Origin of the sequence: Staphylococcus simulans, from assembly GCF_002902285.1 — a bacterium.
In the GTDB taxonomy this organism is placed as follows: domain Bacteria; phylum Bacillota; class Bacilli; order Staphylococcales; family Staphylococcaceae; genus Staphylococcus; species Staphylococcus simulans.
Genome location: NZ_PPRU01000038.1, coordinates 1 through 24,671, shown reverse-complemented (window position 1 = coordinate 24,671; position 24,671 = coordinate 1). Strand labels below are relative to the sequence as shown.

The 24,671-nt window shown below is 35.3% G+C and carries 18 protein-coding genes; 8 read left to right on the top strand and 10 right to left on the bottom strand.

Annotated elements, in window-relative coordinates:
• The first annotated feature begins 170 nt into the window (after positions 1–170).
• A complete protein-coding gene (locus tag CD112_RS09000) occupies positions 171–1,013 on the top strand; it encodes a zinc ribbon domain-containing protein (RefSeq protein ID WP_070463013.1) in 843 nt (280 codons plus the stop codon).
• Complete coding sequence (locus CD112_RS08995) at positions 1,013–2,311, top strand: TcaA second domain-containing protein (RefSeq protein WP_070463016.1); 1,299 nt, start codon at positions 1,013–1,015, stop codon at positions 2,309–2,311. Before CD112_RS09000 ends, CD112_RS08995 begins: the two co-directional genes overlap by 1 nt.
• A gap of 73 nt (positions 2,312–2,384) precedes the next feature.
• On the opposite strand, the gene CD112_RS08990 is transcribed toward CD112_RS08995, so the two are convergent.
• The 8 genes from CD112_RS08990 to CD112_RS08960 form a co-directional block, all read right to left on the bottom strand.
• A complete protein-coding gene (locus CD112_RS08990) occupies positions 2,385–3,578 on the bottom strand; it encodes a hypothetical protein (RefSeq protein ID WP_103364190.1) in 1,194 nt (397 codons plus the stop codon).
• Positions 3,579–3,827: 249 nt separating this feature from the next.
• Positions 3,828–5,225, bottom strand: coding sequence for an MFS transporter (locus tag CD112_RS08985; RefSeq protein WP_103364189.1), 1,398 nt, complete (start codon positions 5,223–5,225; stop codon positions 3,828–3,830).
• A 17-nt stretch (positions 5,226–5,242) separates the two neighbouring features.
• On the bottom strand, positions 5,243–8,263 hold the full coding sequence (locus CD112_RS08980; protein WP_103364188.1) for an NADH-dependent flavin oxidoreductase: 3,021 nt from the start codon (positions 8,261–8,263) through the stop codon (positions 5,243–5,245).
• A gap of 389 nt (positions 8,264–8,652) precedes the next feature.
• Positions 8,653–11,496 (bottom strand): DEAD/DEAH box helicase, encoded by a 2,844-nt coding sequence (locus CD112_RS08975; RefSeq protein WP_170121948.1) that lies wholly within the window; start codon positions 11,494–11,496, stop codon positions 8,653–8,655.
• Positions 11,497–11,601: 105 nt separating this feature from the next.
• On the bottom strand, positions 11,602–11,769 hold the full coding sequence (locus CD112_RS13620; RefSeq protein ID WP_159081724.1) for a hypothetical protein: 168 nt from the start codon (positions 11,767–11,769) through the stop codon (positions 11,602–11,604).
• 37 nt (positions 11,770–11,806) lie between these two features.
• Entirely contained in the window at positions 11,807–12,496 is a 690-nt protein-coding gene (locus tag CD112_RS08970) for a zinc-ribbon domain-containing protein (protein WP_070463024.1), read from the bottom strand.
• Between the two features lie 130 nt (positions 12,497–12,626).
• Positions 12,627–13,547, bottom strand: a complete 921-nt coding sequence (locus CD112_RS08965; RefSeq protein WP_103364187.1) for an FAD:protein FMN transferase — start codon at positions 13,545–13,547, stop codon at positions 12,627–12,629.
• 137 nt (positions 13,548–13,684) lie between these two features.
• A complete protein-coding gene (locus tag CD112_RS08960; RefSeq protein ID WP_103364186.1) occupies positions 13,685–14,107 on the bottom strand; it encodes a cupin domain-containing protein in 423 nt (140 codons plus the stop codon).
• A 208-nt stretch (positions 14,108–14,315) separates the two neighbouring features.
• On the opposite strand from CD112_RS08960, the gene CD112_RS08955 reads away from it, so the two are divergent.
• Together CD112_RS08955 and CD112_RS08950 are read left to right on the top strand one after the other, a co-directional pair.
• Complete coding sequence (locus CD112_RS08955; RefSeq protein WP_002480188.1) at positions 14,316–15,809, top strand: catalase; 1,494 nt, start codon at positions 14,316–14,318, stop codon at positions 15,807–15,809.
• Between the two features lie 45 nt (positions 15,810–15,854).
• On the top strand, positions 15,855–16,181 hold the full coding sequence (locus tag CD112_RS08950) for a hypothetical protein (protein ID WP_070463035.1): 327 nt from the start codon (positions 15,855–15,857) through the stop codon (positions 16,179–16,181).
• Positions 16,182–16,347: 166 nt separating this feature from the next.
• Here the strand turns inward: CD112_RS08950 and gabR are convergent, their stop codons facing one another.
• Entirely contained in the window at positions 16,348–17,739 is a 1,392-nt protein-coding gene (gene gabR, locus CD112_RS08945; RefSeq protein ID WP_061055050.1) for a MocR-like transcriptional regulator GabR, read from the bottom strand.
• A gap of 103 nt (positions 17,740–17,842) precedes the next feature.
• Here gabR and gabT point away from each other — a divergent pair, with 103 nt between their 5' ends.
• The 4 genes from gabT (at position 17,843) to CD112_RS08925 (ending at position 23,106) form a co-directional block, all read left to right on the top strand.
• Positions 17,843–19,165, top strand: a complete 1,323-nt coding sequence (gene gabT / locus CD112_RS08940) for a 4-aminobutyrate--2-oxoglutarate transaminase (RefSeq protein ID WP_070463041.1) — start codon at positions 17,843–17,845, stop codon at positions 19,163–19,165.
• A 32-nt stretch (positions 19,166–19,197) separates the two neighbouring features.
• On the top strand, positions 19,198–20,595 hold the full coding sequence (locus CD112_RS08935; RefSeq protein WP_070463044.1) for an APC family permease: 1,398 nt from the start codon (positions 19,198–19,200) through the stop codon (positions 20,593–20,595).
• Positions 20,558–21,940: an NAD-dependent succinate-semialdehyde dehydrogenase gene (locus tag CD112_RS08930; protein WP_103364185.1), complete on the top strand. Its 1,383-nt coding sequence runs from the start codon at positions 20,558–20,560 to the stop codon at positions 21,938–21,940. Before CD112_RS08935 ends, CD112_RS08930 begins: the two co-directional genes overlap by 38 nt.
• Before the next feature lie 317 nt (positions 21,941–22,257).
• Positions 22,258–23,106, top strand: coding sequence for an SAM hydrolase/SAM-dependent halogenase family protein (locus CD112_RS08925; protein WP_057510650.1), 849 nt, complete (start codon positions 22,258–22,260; stop codon positions 23,104–23,106).
• A gap of 361 nt (positions 23,107–23,467) precedes the next feature.
• On the opposite strand, the gene CD112_RS08915 is transcribed toward CD112_RS08925, so the two are convergent.
• On the bottom strand, positions 23,468–24,325 hold the full coding sequence (locus CD112_RS08915; RefSeq protein ID WP_103364184.1) for a DUF262 domain-containing protein: 858 nt from the start codon (positions 24,323–24,325) through the stop codon (positions 23,468–23,470).
• Positions 24,326–24,671 lie beyond the last annotated feature (346 nt).

Genomic DNA, 24,671 nt, shown 5'->3' with positions numbered 1-24,671 from the left:
ATACATCTTGTTATTTGAATTTATAGTACATTTTTTGTCTTTTTGAAAATTATTTCAATAACTTTAATTGTGTTATAGATATTGAAAAATGAGTGTGCTACTATGACATTAATCACATAAAATGTTGTGTATTATTTTTTATATTTAATTAAAAGTTAAGGGGGATTAACATGAAATGTCCAAAATGCGGAGCACCTGTTGAACAAGACGATCGTTTCTGCGGAGAATGCGGAATCGATTTAACTAAAGTATCAGCTGTTTCCTCACAAAATTCTACTGAATCAGAATCATCTCAAGCATTACATAACCACAATGAAAATGAACCAACACACTCTAATCAACAACCTAGTTTCGACAAAGAAAAATTTAATCAACATGCGAATGAAATTAAACACGAAGGGACGAGTTTCTTTTCACAACTCTTCAAATCACACGACAATGTGATTGCAGGTACTAAATCTTTCTCACTTAAATTTATCGGCATACTCTCTGCAGTATTTTTAATTTTGACACTGATTGTTTTAGCTATCTTCGTTCCAAGCGAAGTCAACTACATTGGATATGGCGTTACGAAATCAGGTATTGTCACAAAATCATTCTTCGGTATTTTATTGTTCTTAGTTATTTCTTATGGATTACTTGCTGGTGTGACACGCCTGGTAGTTAAAGACAACATCAGTTTTGCGAAGATTCTGTCTGACTTTGTATTCATTAATACTTTCTCATTCATTTTCTTCATTTTAGGATTACTGTTACTACGAGGGGAAATTTATTCAATCGGTTCATTCCTATTATTACTAGGAATTGTCAGTTTCTATGCATCAGCCGTTTATCTCATCACGAAATACTCTAGTTACCATACATTACGTATTCCAGTATTCTTCGGTATCATCATCTATATTGTCGTTCAATTTATCGTACTATCAATCTACGGTGAAATGCTTCGAAATACATTTGTAGATATCTTTGGAAGTATGCTTGAAGACCTGTTTAGATTTGGAGGTGGTTTCTAGTGAAGTTCTGTCGTAATTGCGGACACAAACTTAAAGAGGGACAGAAAGTTTGCCCACAATGCGGAACACCCACGAATCAAACACCTAAGCGCTCTAATCAAAACTATCACTCAGCACCACGCCAACCACAATCTAAAAAGATGTGGGTAATCATCGGTATTATTGCCGCAATCATTATTGTTTTACTGATACTCTTCTTTATCGGTAAACAACAAGCAAGTGTCACACATCAAGCAGATCAAGTCGCAGACGCGATTAAAGATAAAGACCCAAATAAAGTTAAAAAGTATGTCACGTCAGACGGTAAAAAGCTAAGTAAAGATGAGGCTAAAGCTTTTCTTGATATCTTAGAAGGTGGAAAACTTTATAAAACCGTCGGTAATGAAGTTAAGGAAAAAGGCGAAAGCATGAAACGTAATCATAAGTACAGTGATACTGTTAAATATGATAGCGAAACAATTATGAACATCGACCAAGATGGAAAGAAATGGCTCTTCTTTGATGATTATAAATTTGATATTCCAAACTACTCTATTAGTATGGATGATATTTCAGACGGTGGCACAATTACTTATGAATACGAAGGCAAGAAACACAAAGTAGATAGTAATGGTCATATCGGCTCGTTCCCACTTGGTCTTTATGAGTTAAAAGCTACGAAGAAAGTTAACGACAAAGACTATAAAGGACAACTTCAAATCTATGCATCACAACATTCTAGTCTTGCTCACTCAAACTTTGATCAAATCAAATTCAATGTCGAGTTAGATAATTACAGTATTAACGAAGAAGATACAACGCTTTACATCAACAACAAACCACATGACTTCGACTCTTCTACTGATTATGGTCCATATCCGCCAGATGAGAAAGTTGAAGTCTACGCAGTAGCTGATGTTGAAGGTAAGAACTTCACTTCAGACAAACAAGTAGTGAAATTCGAAGGTGATTCAGAAAGTCCAGAAACAGTAAAACTTTCTTTCGATGACAATGCAATCGATAAACAAATCGATAAAGCATTAGAAAAAGAAATGAGCAAAGATGACGATGATGACGAAAGCTCAGACGAAAAAGTCACACGTGAAAACGTCATCGACGTTGTAGAATCATTCGAAGGCAGCACACTTGATACAGACACATACACATATAAAGAACCAGAAAAAGATGGAGACGACTGGGGATTCTCATTCACAGATAAAGACGGTGACCTTGCCGGATCTTACATCATTGAACCAGACAAATACGTCACTAAATATGATGAAGACGGCGAAGAAATCGACTCTGGTTACGGAAAATAATTTCATATAACTATTAAAGCTGCATAACCTTGAAATTAAGGGCATGCAGCTTTTTTATTGATGATTTTTATCGTTAATTTTTGGTAAAAATAATGGCATTAGCTTTATATTTTAGTTCTTCGAATTTTTTACCTATTGGTTTGTCTTGTTTTTGTATGCTCTCGTTTATAAGTGCAGAACTCATATTATTAACATCCCGGTTTCCAAAAGTATAAAAATAACGTTTCTCAAGCCAATTTATATACTCATTTATTTCATCATTATTGACTTTATAATCTTTTTTCAAGACTTCAATCAATTGATTCTTCCAAGCTCTATCAAATCTTCTGAAAATAAATGCTGGGGTTTCTTTAGAGTTTTCTTTTAAGCTTAATGCTATTCTTCTTAAAATAATACGTGCACTAAATAAAGTTGTATTATTTTTATAACTCAATAACTCCCTGCCAAAATTCGCTTCTTCATCATCTCCTAGTTGAGGATTTCCTGAACGAAACGGAAATGATTCAACATTACAAATAGAAGCCTTTTTAATTTTTTCTTCTAACTCATCAGCATCTTCATTTGTTAAGCTTTCAGAAAGTTTAGATTGAAGTTTACGAAATGTAGTTTCCTTATTATATTCACCAAATAAAGGGTAAAAATACTTACCTAGGTAGTAATAATGTTCTGATAAAACATCCACACCCCTTAATATATCTGTAGACCTTCCTTTCAAACTATCATCTAAAAGCGACCTGAACTCAGACATTAAAATATTTTCATCGAAATCAATAATATGTTTGCTTACTTCAGCTTCACTAGGGAAGTTTTCTTTTTTTGAGCTTATATCTGCATCAGAAGTAAAAACATCAAAGTAGTGAGTTAATGACTCTATGAAATCTTTGAATTTCCTCTTCTTATAATATGCTCTAACAACGTGTTTATCTTCAACTTGAATATTAGGGTTCGTTAAACAAATAAATAAATTCGAGTTATCTATATCACCTTTAACATGATTAGGTAAACCAAAATCAATATTTGCTGGAATTCTGAATTCACGTGTTTTATCTGATAAAAACTCTTTTTCAAAAACTTCTTCTATAGCTAACCAAGAAAAATTCTCTTCATTAGTTTCATCAGATGATGTTTTCCCATTTATAATATCAGCAAAGTTTTGTATAACTTTTTTACCTCGCTCAGTTTGCCATGGATTATATTTGTCCAAAAATTCATCACGATCTAAAACATCATGCTTTAAAATAGTTTCTTCAAATTTATTGTTATCCAATTTTGCCTCATCCTATCACTTTGTTTTTATAATCGATACTAAAAGCCTAATCAATTAGCTCTATTAAACCATATGATTAGGACAGTGCATGTCCACTTAACAACAATATTTATAAACGAATAAACTCAACCATACAAGGCAGTCTCACGCTTGTCTGAAGTGAGTATGACGGCCGTATAAAATTGAGTTATTCGCATTAAAAAAGAACCACTAACCTGTATAGATTAGCAGTTCTTGTGTCATATTATTTTATTGTTTCTCCATTTTTCCTTTCGGTATTGTCACAAAGGATGCGACGAATGCGCTAAGCATTACGGCTGCACCTACAACGAAGGCAATACCTGCTGAGAATTCTGGTGTATGGTTTGGTGCGAGTGATGAGTAGACTGTTGTCAGGATTGCGATACCGAATGCGGCACCGAGTGTTGATGACATTTTAATGATACCTGAGGCAACCCCTACTTTTTCAGCTGGAACACTCGTTAATGCTGTATCAAGAACTGGTGTCGCGAAGAAACCAAGTCCAAGTCCAATGAATAAGAATCCGATGACTGATACGATGATATAAACTACATCTGGTAAGAATACTGTTGAGATAAGCAGTATACCTACTGCGATAGAAATCGGTCCTGCAAGCATTGGGAATCTTGGTCCTTTACGTTGTAAGTAACGTTCACCAATACGAATCATAGATAAGCTTCCAATTAAGTAAGTAATTGTGACGAAACCTGCTTTTAATCCTGAGAAACCTAATCCTGCTTGTGCATAGATATTAAATAATGCGAGTGATCCGATTACTGTATTTAACAAGAAGTTCGCTGATACTGTACCGATATACGTTTTATTTGAGAATACACTGAAGTCGATAAACGGTTGATGTTTTTGTCTTTCATAGAAGTAGAAGACAAAGACTGAAATAACGAAAATCGCATCGAGTGTTAAAGTAATCGGGTTCAACCAACCTAATCTCGTTCCTTGTGTTGTAACTACGTTGATACTTAACATCATAATTAAGAAGATAGCAATCCCTACAACGTCGAACTTCATATTTTTAGCGCCAGGCTCTTTTGATTCTGGAACTCCTCTAAATAAGTAGAGCGCGACGAAAGATAGGATAATTGATAATACGAAAATCCATTTCCATCCAAAGAATGTTGCGACAAGTCCTGCGAAGAATGACGCGATACCTGTTCCGCCATATGATCCGAATGACCAGAAACTTAACGCTTTTTGACGTTCTTCGTCATGATAGAACTGATTAATAATCGCAATCGTTGCCGGCATTAAACATGCGGCTGATAAACCTTGTAAGACACGGCCGATAATCAACAGTGCAGGAATACTTGAGATAATGACGGAAATAGATCCGACAATACTCAAGATAATTCCGACACGTGTCATTTTCACACGACCTAGCTTATCCGCTAAGCCACCTGCTACAACAATGAAGATACCTGTGAATAGTGAAGTTAAACTTACTGCGATATTCACGACAGTCATATCAATGTTGTAATCTTTTTGAACATGCGGTGCGATGTTCAAGAAGGATTGCGCGAATAACCAATACGTGAGGATGGATAAGATAATCGCAACGATGAGCTGTGTACCCGGTTTAAATGTTTGATGTTGTTTCTTATTTTGTGCCATTACTTGTTCCTCCTCATTTAGTGATTTTTAATAATGCTTTGACCTGCGATACGACCGTAAGTGAAGATGTCCGCAAGTGCGTTACCACCTAAACGGTTACCCGCGTGGATACCGCCCGCAACTTCACCTGCTGCGTATAAACCTTTGATTGGGTTGTTATCGATATCAATGACTTGTGCAGTTGTATCGATTTTCAGACCGCCCATTGTATGGTGAACTGCTGGTTTACGTGGTGTAGCGTAGAACGGTGCACGTTCAATCTTAAGATCGAATGCGTTCTTACTGAAGTCATCATCATGACCTTTATCCACGAAGTCGTTATAACGTTCAATTGTTTTCACAAAGTGGTCTGGATCCATATTTAATTGTCTTGCTAAATCTTCAAGCGTATCTGCTTTATAAAGCACTTTTTCTTCAATTTCTTTATCAATTTTTTCTTGAGATGTGTTCATCGCAAGTTCTTTAATATTTTCATCAGCAATGATGTAGAACAAGCCATCTTTTTGGTCTAATGCTGCTTTAGATAAGACGTCACGGCTTTCAAATTCGTTGACGAAACGGTCACCGTCTTTGTTGACGAAGACGAAGTTAGATGGTGTCACAATTAAGCCTGTGAATAATGCACCTGTTTTAGGGTCAGAAATCGGCATCATTTGTGAGAAGCCCATGCCGACTAAGTCAGCACCTACTTGAACACCTAATTTAATACCGTCACCTGTGATTGCTGGTGAGTTTGTTGTTTTAATATCATCAGGAATGTTATCCCAATATGTGTTATATTGTTGAATCATTTGTGTATTCGCACCGAATCCGCCTGCGGCGATAACCACACCATAACGTGTATGGATTCTAACTTTCGCACCATTATGTTTCGTTGCTTCTACACCGACAATTTTACCGTCTTCTTTAATCAGACGATCCGCTGTTGTTTCAGTCATGATTTGACCATGGTTCTTACGAACATAGTCACTTAGTGATTCAATGAACTCTAAACCTTGAGCTTTCATTGGTTTATGTCCACGTCTCCATAAAGCACCTACAGGCATATCTACAATTGTTCTATCGAAGTGTACGCCTTTTTCAGTTAACCATTTCACTGATTCTAAGACATTGTCTGTTAATGTCTTAACTAAGTCGTATTGACCTGTGATGACTTTACCGTTTCTATCCGCACGACGTCCGCCAAGGTACGTTTGGATACGGTGTAATTCAATAGAGTCGAACAAGTAATCTTGTCCTTCTTTTTGTGTTTCTAAATATTCTTTGATTTGTTGTTTTAATGTACGGAAGTCTTCAAGGTATTCTTCCTCAATGTCATTTTCATCATGGTTCATTAACGCTTCTAGTGTTTCTTGTTCACCATGTAATGATGGGAATGTATTTTGCCATGAAGGTTCAGGCGCGTTCACTTGGCCACCTGTACGGATTGTGTTACCACCAATAGCTGCGAATTTCTCAAGCATAATCACTTCTTTGCCTTGTTCTAAGACTGAAGCTGCTGCACTTAAACCAGCACCACCTGTACCGATGACTACAACATCTGTTGTTTCTTCGATAGTTTCGTCTGACCATTCTACAACTGGTTTTGGACGCGCACGTAAGATGTCTGGATTTTCGCCTGCTTGTTTAATCGCTTCTGCCACACCTTCAATAACCGCTTCACATGTCACTGTCGCACCAGAAATCACATCTACGTTCAATGTTTGACCATTAATGATTTCATTTGGTAAACGTTCAAACGCTGGGTTTGCGATACCTTCTGATTCATTACTGTCATCTACTTCAATAGACACGATTTCATCTTCAGAGAACACAACTTTCATTGGTAAGTTCGCATTGTGTCCTTGTGCGAAGACTTCATACGTACCTGGGTTATATTTAACCTTTTTATTTTGTAACGCTTTTAAGCGTTCATATTTACGTTGTTCTTCTTCTTTATCGACAATCATGAAGTCCATTACTTTCCATAACGGAGATGGAATGTGTAATAAACGTTGATCATGAATATCTACGAAATCTTCAACTTTTTCATTCTTTTCAATCTTTTCAGCCCAGTGTGGTTCAACTAAATAAGCTTTACCTACGCTGACTAAGTCGTATCCAAGTTCTAATGCTTCTTCAGCATCTTCACGTTGACCGATACTACCTACACCCATAATTGGAATGTCAGCTAACGTATCGCTTTGAAGTTTTAAATATTTTGAAATTAATGGTTCTTTATCCGCTGTATCTACAATAGATGTACGTTTATAGCTGTTCACAGAAATATGGAAGTAATCTGGATGTGCTTCTGCTAAAGTATTTAAAAGATACATTGTATCGTCAAAACGGATACCTGGTTCTTCTAATTCTTCTGGTGAGAAACGGTAACCGATAATGAAGTTTTCAGCACCATTATCTTTTGCTGCTTTTTGCACTTCTTTCAATACAGCCATTGGGAAATTCGTACGTTTTTGTCTGCTTCCTCCCCACTCATCTGTTCTACGGTTACTGTGAGGTGAGAAGAATTGTTGTAAGAGGTATGTGTTCGCACCATGAATTTCAACACCATCATAACCCGCTTCAATTGCTCTTCTTGTTGCTTCACCGAATTGGTGAATCATATCTTCAACTTGTAATGCTGTCATTTCACGAGGTACTGCCGCATTTGGACGAAGCGCCGCAACCGGACTCGCTGAAATTGGAGTCGCACCCCCGTTTAATTTAGGATCAGCCATTCTCCCTGCATGATATAACTGTAAAATTGCTTTAGATCCGTTTTCGTGAATCGCATCTGCTAAACGTTTTAAACCTGGAATCTTTTCATCTGTATCTATGCCGATAGCACCTGGGAAGCCACGGCCGTTGTCCATTACGAAACAACTTTCTACAATAATCGCACCCACTTTACCAGAGCGGTGTTTATAGTAATCAATCATCTCTGCCGTTACTGATCCATCAAAGTAAGCTGATTGGATGGTCATAGGTGCCATTGTAATCCTATTATCTAATTCAGCTCCTGAAGCTAATTTAACCTTTTCAAATAATGACTTTGTCATACCCTCTTCTCCTTTGTGAATATTTTCACATGATACCGCAAAATTTTTTTCTCATACCTAGCATATGAGAAGTTAACGAGTATCAAGTGATTCATTTTTTATATTTACCTTTGATTCACTGAAAGTATAACATAGAAAGAAAGTTTGTGAAATAGTTAACAAAGAGATGTTTAAATAAGTTTTACATAGCTTTCACACTTTTAAAATTTCCATCTATATTTATTTGTATATTTCTTACTGAAATAAATATACAGAAATAATCGACAATCTCCCTATCCCTTGATATAACAAGGCTCCTCTATCACTACATATTAAATCGAGCTATAGAGGAGCGTTACTAAATATCCAATATATATTATTTTAATATTTGTTATATTAACAAAGCATGATTAATCTACATTGTTTGCGACAACATCATAATTTTCGAGTTTACTGATTCTCTCTTTGTCACCTACAATAACAAATGCTTTCTTTGCACGTGTTACCGCAACATTAATTAAATTAGGTTTTTGACACGACCATTGAATTGCGCCGTTTTGTGTTTCATCTGTTCCTGTCACAAAATAAACCTTATCCGCTTCTTTCCCTTGGAACGTATGCACAGTACCGATAGATTTATTAGCCCAACTTCTCGCTTCTCTCCAAGTCATATCAAAGCTATCTTTCAAGCGATTACTTACTGCCTTTTGAATTTCACTTTTCACTTTAGTAAAGGGTGAAATCACAAACACACTTGGTATTTCCTCACCACTTGCTTTGGCTTGCTTCCAATCTTCTAATAAATGCTGAACAACTGCTTCACCTTGTTCTTTAACATATTGTTTTGGACCTGCTTTACCCTTGATATCTAACCAAGCAGCTTGTCCTGGTTTTTTCTTAATATAAGGCGGCAACACCATTTTTTCTTCATAAGCGATAATATTACTAATATCAAACATTGGATTTAAGCATCTTCTGTGTACCCTCAACGGAATACCAATCCATTCTTTTTCATCAGTGTCAGTACCTTTCCAATAACCATAAGCATTCGCATTATCTGCGAGACTTTGAACAGAAGCTTCCACACTCACGAGTCGTTCTGGTACATTATAAGCTTTACGTACAGAATTAATAAGATACGGATCTAGCGTAACTACAGGTTCAATCTGTATTGGATCTCCCACTGCAACAACCTTTCGAGAACGCTGTAAGGCACCGACTGCCGCTTGTGGTACAGCTTGTCCTGCTTCATCGATATATAAATAATCAATAAAATCTTTCGACATATCACGATACATATTTCTAAAGCTTGCAAACGTTGTACTCACTACTGGATAAACTAAATGTAATATATTCCAAGCATTCTCTACTTTTTCATACTTATCTTTAATATATTCATGACGTTTCACAAAGTCCCATAGCCCTGACTGTACAGATTTATAGTTCAAGATTAACAAAATTTTATGCAGTACCATTGCTTGTATAAACAAGAGGCCTCTGTAGAATTGGAGTTCATCTGACGTATTCAATACTTTCTCTTGTCTCTCATCATAATTAGTTTTTGCCCAGAAAGCATCATCCGAAAATTGAACATTATCATGTTGTTTTTTGAATTCGCTAAATTTCTGTAAGTCAGCTTTTAATTTTTCTAACGTTTTCTCATCTTCCTTAAGACGTCCTTCTGCATCACGTTTATGTTTTTCGAACTCTGTTTCTTTTTCTTTAATATCTTTACGCTTGGCTTTAAGTTGTTCTCTCTCATCCATCAACTTTGCCGCTTTTTCGCTTAAATTATGATTAGAAGAAGTTTGATTGTCACCATTGAACAATTGTGCCACTTTACCGAAAAGCCCTTTGTTTTTCTCTTGATCCATCGTATGATTTAGCAATTTAATTTCATCCGAACTTTCATCTAATTCTTTATCAACTTCCACTTTTAAAGTTTTTAATCGATTAAGTTCTTCATTTAACTTTTCAACAATTCTGGCATTTTGAACACTTTCTTTCTCTAATTGGCGAACTTTGGATTCAGCATTTTGATAATGAGCATTTAACTGAACTCCTTTTTCAATCTCTGTTTTTAGCTCATTAATTTTATCTAATGTTTGTTTAAATGCTTTTTTAGCTTCTTTCCAATCTTTATAGTCAGTGTTTTCTTTTTGTTCACTTAAATAGCTGGTTAAACCCTCTTCTTTACTGATGACGGCATACTTATTTGCAAGATCGATATTTTTCTTTTTACCAAGTGCAACTGAGAACATTCCCCAAGCAGGTTCCTCGATGATTTTCTCAGCAATATTAGCGAACCCTGCTAATTTTTCTGCTTCATCTTGATAAGCACGTTCATATTCTGGAAATTTAGAATCGCCGTCTTTACGAATTATCTCGTCTACTTTTGGTAAGTCTTTGGTAATATTTTCTACTGCACCATTGTTACTTGAGGCCACAACCATTTTAAATTGAGCAATATTTTCATTAAGGAAGTGCGTATCAAATCTATCTGTTTCATGTATCTTTCGCTTATCAAAAGCTTTATATGGACTAGAAAGCTTTATCATCTCTTTCGCTCTTTCCACGATGTTATGTGCAAAAATATCTTTGAGCAAAGTGGTTTTTCCAGTTCCTGGTGGTCCATTAACTGAATTCACCTTACTAGTACCACTTGTGATACGATTTACCGCAACTTGTTGCATCAATGAGAGACGGTGTTCAACTAAAGAAGGCCATCTACCGTCAGGATAATATTTAGGCTGTAATATTTCTTCAATCAACGCTCTGTTTTCATCTATTTCAGTCTTCTCTGTATCAGCAACCCCTTCTATGTACTGTGTTAATGTTGCGTTTGGAGAAGCTTTAGCTGCTTCAATATCACTTAAGAAAAAGCTGTTTAATTCATCCATTTCTTCTTCTGGCGTAACATATCTGATTGCGATTGCATGTTTAAAGAATCTAGAATACTGCGTTTCATAGCGCTCAAAATACTTCGTATACAATTTGTCCATTTTATTTAAACGTGCTTCTGTTAATGGATTATCACCTAAAATACCTTCACACTCTAATCTAAAGCGTTCCATATTATGTTCATATTCTGATTCTATATCAGCATTTTGATTCTTTTTGAGACCCTTCATTGCACTCATAAGCATTGGAACATAAATGGTGTCTGTTAAGACATTACCTTGTTTGTCTACCATGAAAGTGTAGCCATAGCAATCCTTTTGGCTTTCGTTATAAACTTCTTCCTCTTTAAACATTTGACGCAATGCTTTCTCAATTTCCGCAAACTTAAAACAATGGCGATACATTTGAAATTGTAATTGCCCTTGTTTAGCTGCGTACTCTTTTAATTTATAATCATCTTATTCCCATATAGGCTTGAATACTTCAAAGTTATGCATCACTTTTTGTTTATACTGTGCTTCAAAAATTTTCTTATCTAAATAATCATCAATACCCTCAACTTCACCTGGTTGCAATGTTTCAATGAGCGCCCAAGCTGATAAGGTATTTTGTACTAAATGACTCAATCAACCCACCCCCGGTTAAATTAATAATTATGATTCATTAAATTTGCGGAATATTTTCAATGGCTTCAATCATATTGTCTTTTGTATATACCTTAATACTGAATCCATTATCTTTCAGCGTATCGTAATACCAAATACTTCCATGATTTATATCAGGTGCGTTATGAAAACTTGTAAACTCAGTTTCAGACATATGAGATGGGATCACAAAGACATGGTCAATTTTATTGTCATTATCATAGCTGACACCCATATCGTCATATAATTCAACTTTGTTTCCACGAACTTCTTTTGTACCTTCTGATTTGCCGAACGTACTTTGTACATCTGATTTAGATTGACCAATTTCAAAGCCTTTATAGCCATGTGTATTCGATGATTTCATAAAGTTTTGACTAAACTCCGTTGAATTCACATTGACTGAGATTTTATCTGTGTCTGGCAAGTTATGATGCGTTGCTTGTTCATGATTATTTGCGCTTTGCTGGTGGTTTCCTGAACCTCCGCTATAGAAATAAAAAGCAAGATAAGCGCCGCCTATGATTAAAGCTAAGATAACTAAGCCTAACAGACTCCAACCGATGACTTTCCAAGGTGAAACTGATGTACGCTCGTGTAGAATTTCAGAACGTGAAAATTCATGATAATCTCTGTTTTCTTTACCGCAATTTGTGCAATAGTGTTCATCTGGTGCTAAAGGTTTCCCACAGTTTGTACAATATTTCATGTTTATAATTACCTCACAATTATTTTCTTGTGTTCATTATAATGTACATGAGTAACACACTTCTATATGTTTATTAAATTATATTCAACTTTCCTTTTACATTTCGGTATAATTTAATATCTATGTAAAATCAAATCAAAGTGAGATGCGTCATACGCTGTGTTGTGAAGACTTCACCATCTTTACTGATAATCACTGCTTCAATACCAGGAATTTCATTCAACACCGTAATCGCTTGATCAATTGACATCGCAAAACATACAGTTGTCCAAATCTCTCCATCAATAGATTGATCAGAAACAATCGTTATACTAGCAATGTCCCCTTCTACTGAATAACCTGTTTTTGAATCTAAAATATGATGATACAGTTTGCCATTTTTATAGAAGTATCGTTCATAAATACCAGAAGTCACTACAGATTGACCTGCGATTTCCACAACACCTACTAATCCTCCACGTTCAGAATCAGGTTGTTGAATTCCTACTGTCCACTTATCCTTGTCTAACGGACGGCCAATCGTTAAGACATTACCACCTAAATCAATAATGCCTGTTTGTACACCTTGTGAGACAAAGTAATCTTTTAATCGATCCGCAAAGTAACCTTTCGCAATGGCTCCTAAATCAATTTCCATACCAGATACTTTTAAATAAACCGTATACGCTTCATGATCTAATACTACATTTTCTGGTCGGATTTTTTGTAAACGCTCTTGAATGTCAGATTCATTTGGTAATTGAGCATCTTTAAAGCCGATTTTCCATAATTTAACTAATGGCCCAATCGTCAGATTAAACTTAGAATCAGAAGACAGACTGACCGCATGTGCCTGTGCAATCAATTCAAATAAATCTTCATCTACTTGTACAGGTTTAATGCCCGCATTTTGATTTACGTGCATTAAATCTGATTTATCATCATTTGCGCTAAAGCGTTTTTCATAGTCTTTCAACATCTCTTCAGCGTGATTTAATAGTACTTCTGCTTTAGGGTGTTCAATCTGTAAAGTAATTCGTGTACCCATGAGATTTAATACTTTCTGTTTCATTTCAGCAGCTCCTCAATACATAACAATAGATTTATCTTTATACTATCAAACTCTCTTTCATTCTCGAAATTCAAATTAAAAAGCGACACTCCTCTTTCAAGAAATGTCGTTTTCCCTATATATGATGATGTGTATTATTAATGTTCGTTCGGATCATTTTCTGCATCTTGGTGTGTTTTGTGTACAGTACCGAATTTATGGTCTGGACCACCGTAGATTGAGTAAAGTTTTAATGGTTCGTCACCTTTGTTTGTGACGTTATGCCATGTATCTGCAGGAACGATAATCGCATCGTCAGGATTGACTTCTTTTTCGAAATTCAAATTGTCTTCTGTTGGACCCATTTGGCATAAACCTTTACCTTGTTCAACACGTAGGAATTGTTCAATACCATGGTGGATTTCTAAACCGATGTCATCTCCTGGTTGAATTGTCATTAATGTAACTTGAATATTTGAACCAGTCCAAATGGTAGTACGATAGTTTTGATTTTCCAATGTCATACCTTCGATATTATCTACTACTGGTTTGTTACCTTGGTCTTCAAAATTATAAGTCATTTTAAAACCCTCCTTGATTTAATGCTTACATTTATATTGTACTCTGTTTTAATTCATTGAAACGACTTTTATAAAGAGTTCACAAATTCTTCAAGAACAGTTATTAATTTTTTCAAAGAACGAGTGCTATTCTTTAACAGTTTTTTTATGCGTCATGCTACAATCATTATAGATAGATTAGAATCATTCTAAATAAGGAGAGTTGAATATGAGTAAAGACAAATCAAAATTAACAGGTCTTTTCGGCCACCCCGTAGGAGATCGTGAAAACTCAGCAACAGCAGGTCCACGTGGTCCATTGCTAATGCAAGACGTATATTTCTTAGAATTATTAGCACACTTCGATCGTGAAGTTATCCCTGAACGACGTATGCACGCTAAAGGTTCAGGTGCATTCGGGACATTTACAGTAACTAATGATATTACACAATACACAGATGCGAGCATCTTCGCAGAAGTCGGTAAACAAACACCTATGTTTGCACGTTTCTCTACAGTAGCTGGTGAACGCGGTGCAGCTGATGCTGAACGTGACATCCGTGGCTTCGCATTAAAATTCTATACAGATGAAGGTAACTGGGACCTTGTAGGTAACAATACACCTGTCTTCTTCTTCAGAGACCCTAAATTATTCCCAAGTTTAAACCACGCAGTTAAACGTGACCCACGTACAAACATGCGTAGTGCACAAAACAACTGGGACTTCTGGACTTCATTACCTGAAGCATTACATCAAGTGACAATCTTAATGTCTGACCGTGGTATTCCTCGTGGCTATAGACACATGCACGGTTTCGGCTCACATACTTATTCTTTATTAAATAAAGATAACGAACGTGTATGGGTGAAATTCCACTTCCGTACACAACAAGGTATTGAAAACTTCTCACCAGAAGAAGCAGAACAAGTGATTGCGAAAGATCGTGAATCATCTCAACGTGACTTATTCGAAGCTATCGAAGAAGGCAACTTCCCTAAATGGAAAATGTACATTCAAGTCATGACAGAAGAACAAGCACGTAACCACAAAGACAATCCATTCGACCTAACTAAAGTTTGGTTTAAAGATGAATATCCATTAATTGAAGTCGGTGAGTTCGAATTAAACCGCAACCCTGACAACTACTTCATGGATGTTGAACAAGCAGCATTCGCACCAACTAATATTGTACCTGGTATCGACTTCTCACCAGATAAAATGTTGCAAGGCCGCTTATTCTCTTATGGAGATGCTCAACGTTACCGTTTAGGTGTTAACCACTGGCAAATCCCAGTCAACCAACCTAAAGGTGTAGGTGTTGAAAACTTATGTCCATTCGCACGTGATGGTCAAGGTCGCTTCTTAGACGGCAACCAAGGCGGTAAAACACATTACTACCCTAACAGCACAGGCGCAATGGAAAGCCAACCAGGTTACAAACGTCCACCAATGGATGTCGTAGATGGTCCAGCTTATGAATACGACTACCGTGAAGATGACGACAACTACTTCGAACAACCAGGTAAATTGTTCAGATTACAAACTCCTGAACAACAAGAACGCATCTTCCAAAACACAGCAAATGAAATGGAAGGCGTAACATTAGAAGTAAAAGAACGTCATATCCGTCATTGCTATAAAGCAGATCCTGAGTATGGTAAAGGTGTCGCAAAAGCAATGGGTATCGACATTAACAGTATTGATTTAAATGCTGAAGACTAAGCCGATTATTTCCTAGGCAATATATAAAGAAGAGGTAGCTTATTTATGATATTAGATAAAGTGAACCCAAATGACCTATTTCCAACCGAGTCACAACAAGCTTCAGTATTAGGCAAAATGGGTTATCCAATGAACGGTGAAATTAAAATCTTTGAAGCAGCTTACATCGCCACGAATGAACGTTTGATTTTAAACGTAGATATGGCTGGAGAGTTCTATTATCGCAACATCGCATACAATGAAATTAAAGCGATTGAACTCACAGAAAACACATTAAGTCTGACATTTGAAATTGGCACATTTAAATTAACTGATTTCAAACAAGATGAAGCTGAAAACTTCAAAGCCTATGTTACATCGCAAATAAAATAACTTTTAAAAGTTTTAGTGCAAGATCGAGGTACTACTAATTCTTTTAATAACAAAGAAGAAGCTATCATCTTTTCCGAGTTGATAGCTTCTTTACTTTATTTATATTGGAATATGAATTCTTCAATTTTAATCATTTGAAGGCTTTTCTGAAGAGTAATTACAAATTCTATTGTTTTCCAAACAAGACCTCATCTAATATTTCTACTGTCTCTTCCATTTTTTCATCTTCAATATTCGCGAATCCAATAATAATTACTTCCGCAAGTTGTTGAGAAATATCCTCTGCTATGAATCTTCGCAATGTGTATAATTCAAGCTTAAAATAGTTCGCTCTTTCTTCAATTTGTTTATAAGTGTAGGGAGAATTTACATAGATAACAAAATGCAGGCCGGCTTTAATATTTTTTATAGTAATAGTTTCGCGCAATTTATTTTTTAATATACGCACAAGCTTCTTCCTTTTTTCTTCGTAAATATGACTCATCTTCCGTATATATTTTTCATAGTGACCTTCATCTATAAACTTGGATAAAGTCAGTGCATTTAAAGTACTGATTTCTGAAACAGAGTCTTTAAAATAGTTATCAAACACTTCTACAATTGGTTTGGGTAAAATCATATAACTGATTCTTAACCCTGGTAGCAACGTTTTGGAAAATGTTCCTAAATAAATCACCCTATTATTTTTATCTAAACTGAATAAAGAAGGGATATTGTCAGTACCGTATTTATATTCACTGTCATAATCGTCTTCTATAATAAAATGTTCCGTTCGAGTGGCCCAGTTCAATAATTCAATCCTTCTAGAAACTGGCATTATCGTTCCAATTGGAAATTGGTGAGAAGGTGTAGTTAACATGAGGTGTGGATTGTTCTTTTTTATCGCACGAAAAGATGCCCCTTTATTGTCTAATGGAATATCTAAGATTTTGAAGTTTTGCTGTTGAATTAAATTACGCATTCGAGAATACCCAGGGTTTTCAATTCCAATTAATGACGATTGTTTAAATAACTTTAATATATACAACAGTAACGCATTTGTACCTGAACCAATGATAATTTGCTCCGTATCACAGTGAATACCGCGCTTAAATGAAACTAACTTTGCAATAGATTGCCTTAATTGAATAGGTCCTTTAATATACGGTACTTCAGATAAAATCGAACGTGACTCTTTAAAAACTTGTTTCTGCAATTTTCCCCATGTATCAATAGGAAATTTTGATAAATTTGTCGACATATGTGACAAAGTGAAATGATATTTTGTTTTATCTTCTTTTTTCTCTTTAAATACATTTCCTTCAATTTGTTGATTAGATTCTATAATGAGTTGGTTCAATGATTCAATAAAATAACCTTGTCTTTCTTTGGTGTAAATATATCCCTCAGCAATCAATTGTTCATATGCCGTTTTTACGCTGTTAATACTTACATTCATTTCTTTCGCTAAAGCCCTTTTAGACGGAAGCTTTTCATGACTTTCATACTTATGATCTAAGATATCTTTTTTCAGTTGTCTATAGATTCTTCTATATATAAAATCTTTTGTTTTTGTCATATTTTACACCTCTGGTACCATACTTTTTATTGTTCTGGTTCTTTTCATTGTACCAATATTTAGCGTATGATACTTCTAATCAACAAAACTGGAGGGGATTATTATGACATTAAGAGATAACCAAGCAAATAGAGAAGTAAGTAACGAGGCATTTATCGATTTGAGAAATCAATATGTTGCACGTGGGGTCGGCAACGGTAACTTAAATGTTGCAAAATATGCACAGGGTGCTACAGTTACAGATATCGAAGATAATAAATATATTGATTTCGCAGCCGCCATCGGCACTTTGAATGTAGGTCATAGCCATCCAAAGATTGTAAAACATATTCAAGAAAAAGTAGAAAACTTCATTCATCCAGGATTTAATGTCATTATGTATGAAAGCTACTTGAAGCTTGCAGAAAAGCTCGCTCACCTTACGCCAGGTGATTTTGATAAAAAAGTAATATTATTAAACTCTGGCGCCGAAGCTGTAGAAAATGCAGTGAAAATTGCTAGAAAGCATACTGGAAGAACAGGTGTTGTATCGTTTGTACGCGGTTTTCATGGGCGAACAAATTTAACAATGTCGATGACAAGTAAAGTACGTCCGTATAAATTAGGATTTGGTCCTTTTGCTTCTGATGTATATCAAGCACCATACCCTAATTTATCAGAAAAACCTGACAACTTAAGCGATGAAGAATACGTAGATTATATCATTCAACAATTAAACGATTTCTTTATTTCTGCAGTTGATCCTGAAACAGTAGCTTGCGTCGTAATGGAACCTGTTCAAGGCGAAGGCGGATTTATTATACCAGATAAAAAATTTGTTCAAGCTGTAAGAGAGATTTGTAATCAACATGGCATTGTATTTGTTGCTGATGAGATCCAATCTGGGTTTGCACGTACTGGAAAGATGTTCGCAATCGAACACTTCGATGTTGTACCTGACTTGGTGACTGTATCTAAATCATTAGCTGCAGGATTCCCACTCAGTGGTGTAATTGGTAAAGCGGAAATGATGGACAGTTCTAATCCTGGAGAATTAGGCGGTACGTATTGTGGTAATCCGATCGCCTGCGAAGCAGCCTTAAAAGTAATAGAAATTATTGATGAAGAGAATTTAAATGATAAGTCAGAAAAAGTGGGCACTGTTATTAAAGCAAAATTAAACAGCTTATCGCAAAAAGTTGATTTTATTGGAGATATTAGAGGCTTAGGTGCAATGGTGGCAGTGGAAATTGTAGATCCTGACACAGGAAAGCCAGATAAAGAGAAAACTACAGAAATTGTAAAACAAGCAAATAAAAAGGGATTACTCTTATTATCGGCTGGACTTAAAGGAAATGTCATCCGCTTCTTAACACCACTTGTCATCACGGATGATGAATTAAACAAAGGGTTAGAAATTTTAGAAGATGTTTGCAGAAACGTTTAAAAATAGATAAATAATTAAATGGGGTATGCGTTATGAAATCACATTTCAGTAAATCCATGAGTATAATGGATGTTTTGTTTTTAGCAATTGGTGCCATGCTCGGATGGGGATGGGTGGTACTATCAGGAGAATGGGTTTCTACAGCAGGGTTTTTAGGCAGCATCGTAGCATTTTTAATCGGAGGATTATTCGTTATATTTATTGGTCTCACATATGCAGAACTCGCGTCAGCCTTTCCAGAAACTGGCGGAGGATTTGTATTTGTTAAAAAGGCCTTTGCACCAGGTATCGCTTTTATTTCTGGTTGGTCTGTATTATTTGGGTATGTATCTGTTATTACATTCGAAGCTGTTGCTTTACCAACCGTTATAGACTATGTCATACCATTTAAACATTCCGGTTTCTTATGGAATATTCAAGGATGGGACGTCTATTTAACTTGGGTATTAATCGGATCAATTGGCAGTGTTGTTTTAACATCGCTTAATTATTTTGGTATTAAACCAGCTGCAATCACACAAACAGTTTTTACTGTTTTCATTGTTGCAGTAGGTCTATTGTTAGTTGGTGGTGCTGGAGTAAACGGTAACTTTCAAAACTTAAAGCCATTATTTGTCGATGGCTTCGGTGGCACAATGTCCATCTTGATAATGATTCCATTTTTATTTGTAGGGTTTGATGTTATTCCGCAAATTGCTGAAGAAGTTAAAGCGCCATCTCAAAAGATTGGTAAAATATTAATTATCTCTATTATTGCATCTGTGTTTTTCTACTTACTTATCGTATTTGGAGTAGCAACTGGGTTAACTCCTAAAGAATTAAACACGAGTAGTTTAGCTACTGCTGATGCAATGGTTAATTTATTTGGAAGTAGCGGCTTTGGTATCCTTCTTGTACTTGGAGGAGTAGCCGGTATTATTACCAGTTGGAATGCATTTATTATCGGAGGCAGCCGTATTTTATATGCTATGGCGAATAATGGGATGATTCCAAAGTGGTTTGCTTATATCCATCCAAAATATAAAACACCTACACATGGTATTATTTTCTTAGGAATACTTGCATTTGTTTCTCCCCTGCTTGGTCGTCCAGCTTTAGTGTGGATTGTGGACGCTGGGGGTATTGGAGTAGTAATTGGTTATTTATTGGTTGCACTCTCTTTCTTAAAGTTAAGAAAAGCAGCACCAGATTTAAAACGACCTTATAAAATCAAGAATGGTAAAGCAATAGGTGTCATCGCAATTATTTTAAGTTTATCGTTCATCATTATTTACTTGCCAGGAATGCCATCTTCATTAATATGGCCTTCTGAATGGCTAATTGTCTTTGTTTGGTATGGAATTGCAGCGATTTTATATTATGTACAAAAAAGGAAAAATAAGGTGATAGAAAATGACAAAATTAGAAGTTTTGAACCCAGCAACGAATGAAGTGATTGAAACACTTGAGTATACGGATGAAGCTACAATGAATAAGCAAATAGAAAAAGCACATGATGCCTTTCTATCTTGGCGTGAAGTAGATGCCCATACACGTTCTGAGAAACTATGGGCTTGGTCAAAATTAATTGATGAACATAAAGAGGAACTTGCTGAACTGATTACAAAAGAAGGCGGCAAACCTTTAAAAGAAGCTCTAGGTGAAGTTGATTATGCACGTTCCTACGTTGATTGGTATGCAGAAGAAGCAAAACGTCTATATGGACGTACTATTCCAGCAAATTCCACTTCAAAAAAGATCATTGTTCAATCTTTCCCTGTCGGAGTGGTCGGTGCGATTACACCTTGGAACTTCCCTGCAGCAATGATTACTCGTAAAATGGCACCTGCTTTAGCTGCAGGTTGTACGATTGTATGTAAACCAGCAGTACAAACACCACTGACTACAATCCGTTTAGTAGAACTAGCACATGAAGCAGGCATCCCAAAAGACGCTATTCAATACGTTATTATATCTGGTAAAGATGCTGGACGTATTTTTACTGAAAGTCCAATCATTCAAAAGATTACCTTTACAGGTTCTACACCTGTCGGCAAGAAATTGATTGAAGGCGCAGCTAGTTCTGTTAAGAATGTCACTATGGAACTCGGTGGTCTAGCACCCGTAATTGTGCACAAAGACGCAAATATTGATGATGCTGTCGATCAAACAATCGCAACTAAATTCAGAAATGCTGGTCAAACATGTATTTGTGCCAACCGTATTTATGTACATGAGGATATTGTCGATACGTATGTAGATAAATTAATACAAAAAGTACATGAATTAAAAGTAGGTAACGGTTTAGATAAAGGAGTAGACGTTGGCCCATTAATTAACCAAGATGGAGTAGATAAAGTCGTTCATCAAATTAAAGATGCAGAAGCTAAAGGCGGACAATTATCTCGTTCATTGGATGAAATTGAATCACTAGGCGGCAATTTCTTAAAACCAGTCGTCATTTCAAATGCGAATCAAGATATGGAAATTATGCATAAAGAAACATTTGGTCCTGTAGCGCCTGTTATGGCTTATGCTGATTTAGATGACGCAATCAAAATGGCGAATGACACTGAATTCGGTTTAGCTGCTTATTTCTTTACTAATAATTATAAAACTGGTTTCTACATCTATAATAATTTAGATTATGGTGTTATTGGATGGAACGATGGCGGCCCTTCTGCTGCACATGCCCCATTCGGCGGTATGAAAGAAAGTGGTTATGGCAGAGAAGGTGGCATTGAAGGTATTCAGCCATATTTAGAAACGAAATATTTATCTATCGGCGATATGTAAACGAGTTAAAAAACAAGTAATAAATCAAGTCTCAAATAAAAGATCGGTGAAAACCTTAAGTGTTTTCATCGATTTTTTATTGAGCCTATACATACTACTAAAATTAATATTACCAATTAAAGTTAAACGCCTCCTCAGTTTTAAAGCTGAGAAAATTTAAATACTAAGCGTATTTTTATATTGAATTCCTAGTATTTTAAAAGGATATTGACTTTCATATGAAAAGGGCATAATATAGGCATACGTTTAAAGTTTTCAGATTTTTTAAATAATAAGTCCGTCATCTGAAGAATCACACATTAGAGGAGAGAATAAAGATGAGTAACAACTTAATTTTACAATCAGATTTTGGTATAGAAGACGGTGCAGTCAGCGCAATGAAAGGTGTTGCACGTATGGTCAGTGACAATATCTTCATCAGTGATTTAACACATGACATTCCACCTTATGATATTTGGGTAGCTTCCTATCGTCTCTATCAAACTGTGAAATACTGGCCAAAAGGCACAGTCTTTGTTTCTGTCGTTGATCCTGGTGTAGGCAGTGATCGCAGAAGTATTGCTTGCTTGACCAAAACAGGTCACTATATCATTACACCAGATAACGGTTCACTGACACATATACTGCATTATGAAGGCATTGAATCAGTCATTGCGATAGATGAAGTCAAAAGTCGTTTACCGCATTCTGAAGAAAGCCATACTTTCCATGGTCGTGATATTTATGCCTATAATGGTGCACGCTTAGCTGCCGGTCAAATTGAATTTGAAGATTTAGGCCAGTCTATTGATTTAGACTCAATCAAACAACTTCCAATCAACGATTCTAGACAAGAAGGCGATACACTCATCGGTTATATTGATGTCTTAGATATCCGCTTCGGCTCTCTATGGACCAACATTCCACTTTCCTACTTTAAAGAGAATGATATTCATCATGGAGATAACCTGATTGTGACCATTTATAACCGTGAAAACAAAGTCTATCAAAACATCATGAAATTCGTACGTTCTTTTGCGGACGTCAACATTGGTGAACCTTTAGTTTATATTAACTCACTCGTTAATATAGGCGTTGCGGTCAACCAAAATTCATTTTCTAAACTCTATCATATTGGCACAGGAAATGACTGGCGTATCGAAATAACCAAAGGACCAACATTTTAACCTCTACTAGTGATTCTTATAATGATTAAAATATAGTTGAATAAATGTAAAAGAGAGCCTCAGTGCATTGAGGGCTCTCTTAGTTTCTTTTTCATTATTTTAGGTTTTATACAGGTTTTAATTTTACTTTTCAACCTCTTCCAATAACTTTTTGTATCTATTATATTCTTCAGAAGATTTATTGCTGCTAAAAGAGAACGAATCTGTTGATTTCTTTTGATATTAAAATATTCAACTGCCGTATTAGATTTTTCTACCTTATTAACTTCCATATAAGATTTTGCAAATTCATGTAAATCATCTAACAGACCAGAAAGTTTATCTATGCTAACTTCTTCTTTTATTAATTTGTATACAGAGTTTATATTTTCTGCTCTTTTTTTATATAGCATTTTGAAAAATGATTAATCAAACTGTCAATATCCGATAAATTTTTGGTGATTTCTATTAAATCATTCCACTTGTTTTTTGAGTGATCAATAAAATCATCCGTTCTAGGGTGGACATATTTCATTATATGATTCTTTAGTAACTCCATTTGTTTCAACTTTTGTCCCCTAGCATTTAACACTTCGAAAATGTTATAAATTTCCTCTTCTTCTCCAGATACAATTTCGACAATATTAATCTTTAGTAGTTGGTTTAAGAACATGTCTGTTTCTTCAAAGCTTTTCTCTTTTATATAATCATCAAAGTAGTTAAAAACATGATACAGAGTGTTGTTGCTCTTTTCTAGCTTTACTTTTGAGTCTTTGCTTATATAATCTAAGATTGAAAGGAGTGACGAATGAAGATCTGGATTGTTAATTTTAGAAATTGTTTCATTAGTCGATTTTAAAGTTGTTAAATAAGTATTTTTTATAAATTTAGCACGGTTTTCAGCTTCTTCATTATCCATATCATTTAAGTGTTTTACAATAACTGCAAAAATAACAAAGATTGTAGTCAAACGTTGTTGACCATCAATAATCTCATAATAATCCACCCCTGGATCCTTAGCTGTTCCCAAATTTTTATTTTTATCATTTAAAACTATTGTTCCAAGAAAGTGAGACCAATTAGCGTCAGAATCTGTGTTAATTGTAAAAGTAACATCTGTTAAAAGCTCTGACCAATTATTTTCTTTCCATACATAAGTTCTTTGGTATCTTGGTACTTTATATTCAGCTGCTCGTTGAAATATATCCTTAATTGTTCTGTTTTCAGTATTAAAACTCATACTTATACCCTTTTTTATTATTAAGTAATTACTGACATCCTCTTTTATATATTTATTTTCAATCAAAATTTTTTATCTAGCATCAATCCTTAATAATTGTTACTTTTTTACTCATTTAGATTTCTTTATAGATTTCCAATACTCTTCGAACTAACCATAGTAAACATTTGTCTAAACCTATACAACTTCAACAATTTTATCGATTCAAAATGACTTCATTCTATTTTCTGTGTCCCTTATAAATTGATGCAATTCAAATCTCACTATCTTTAACATTTTAAGATATTTTGAACTTTGATATTTTGGTTGAAGTGTCATTATTCTCGAAAAGTATATAATATTATGT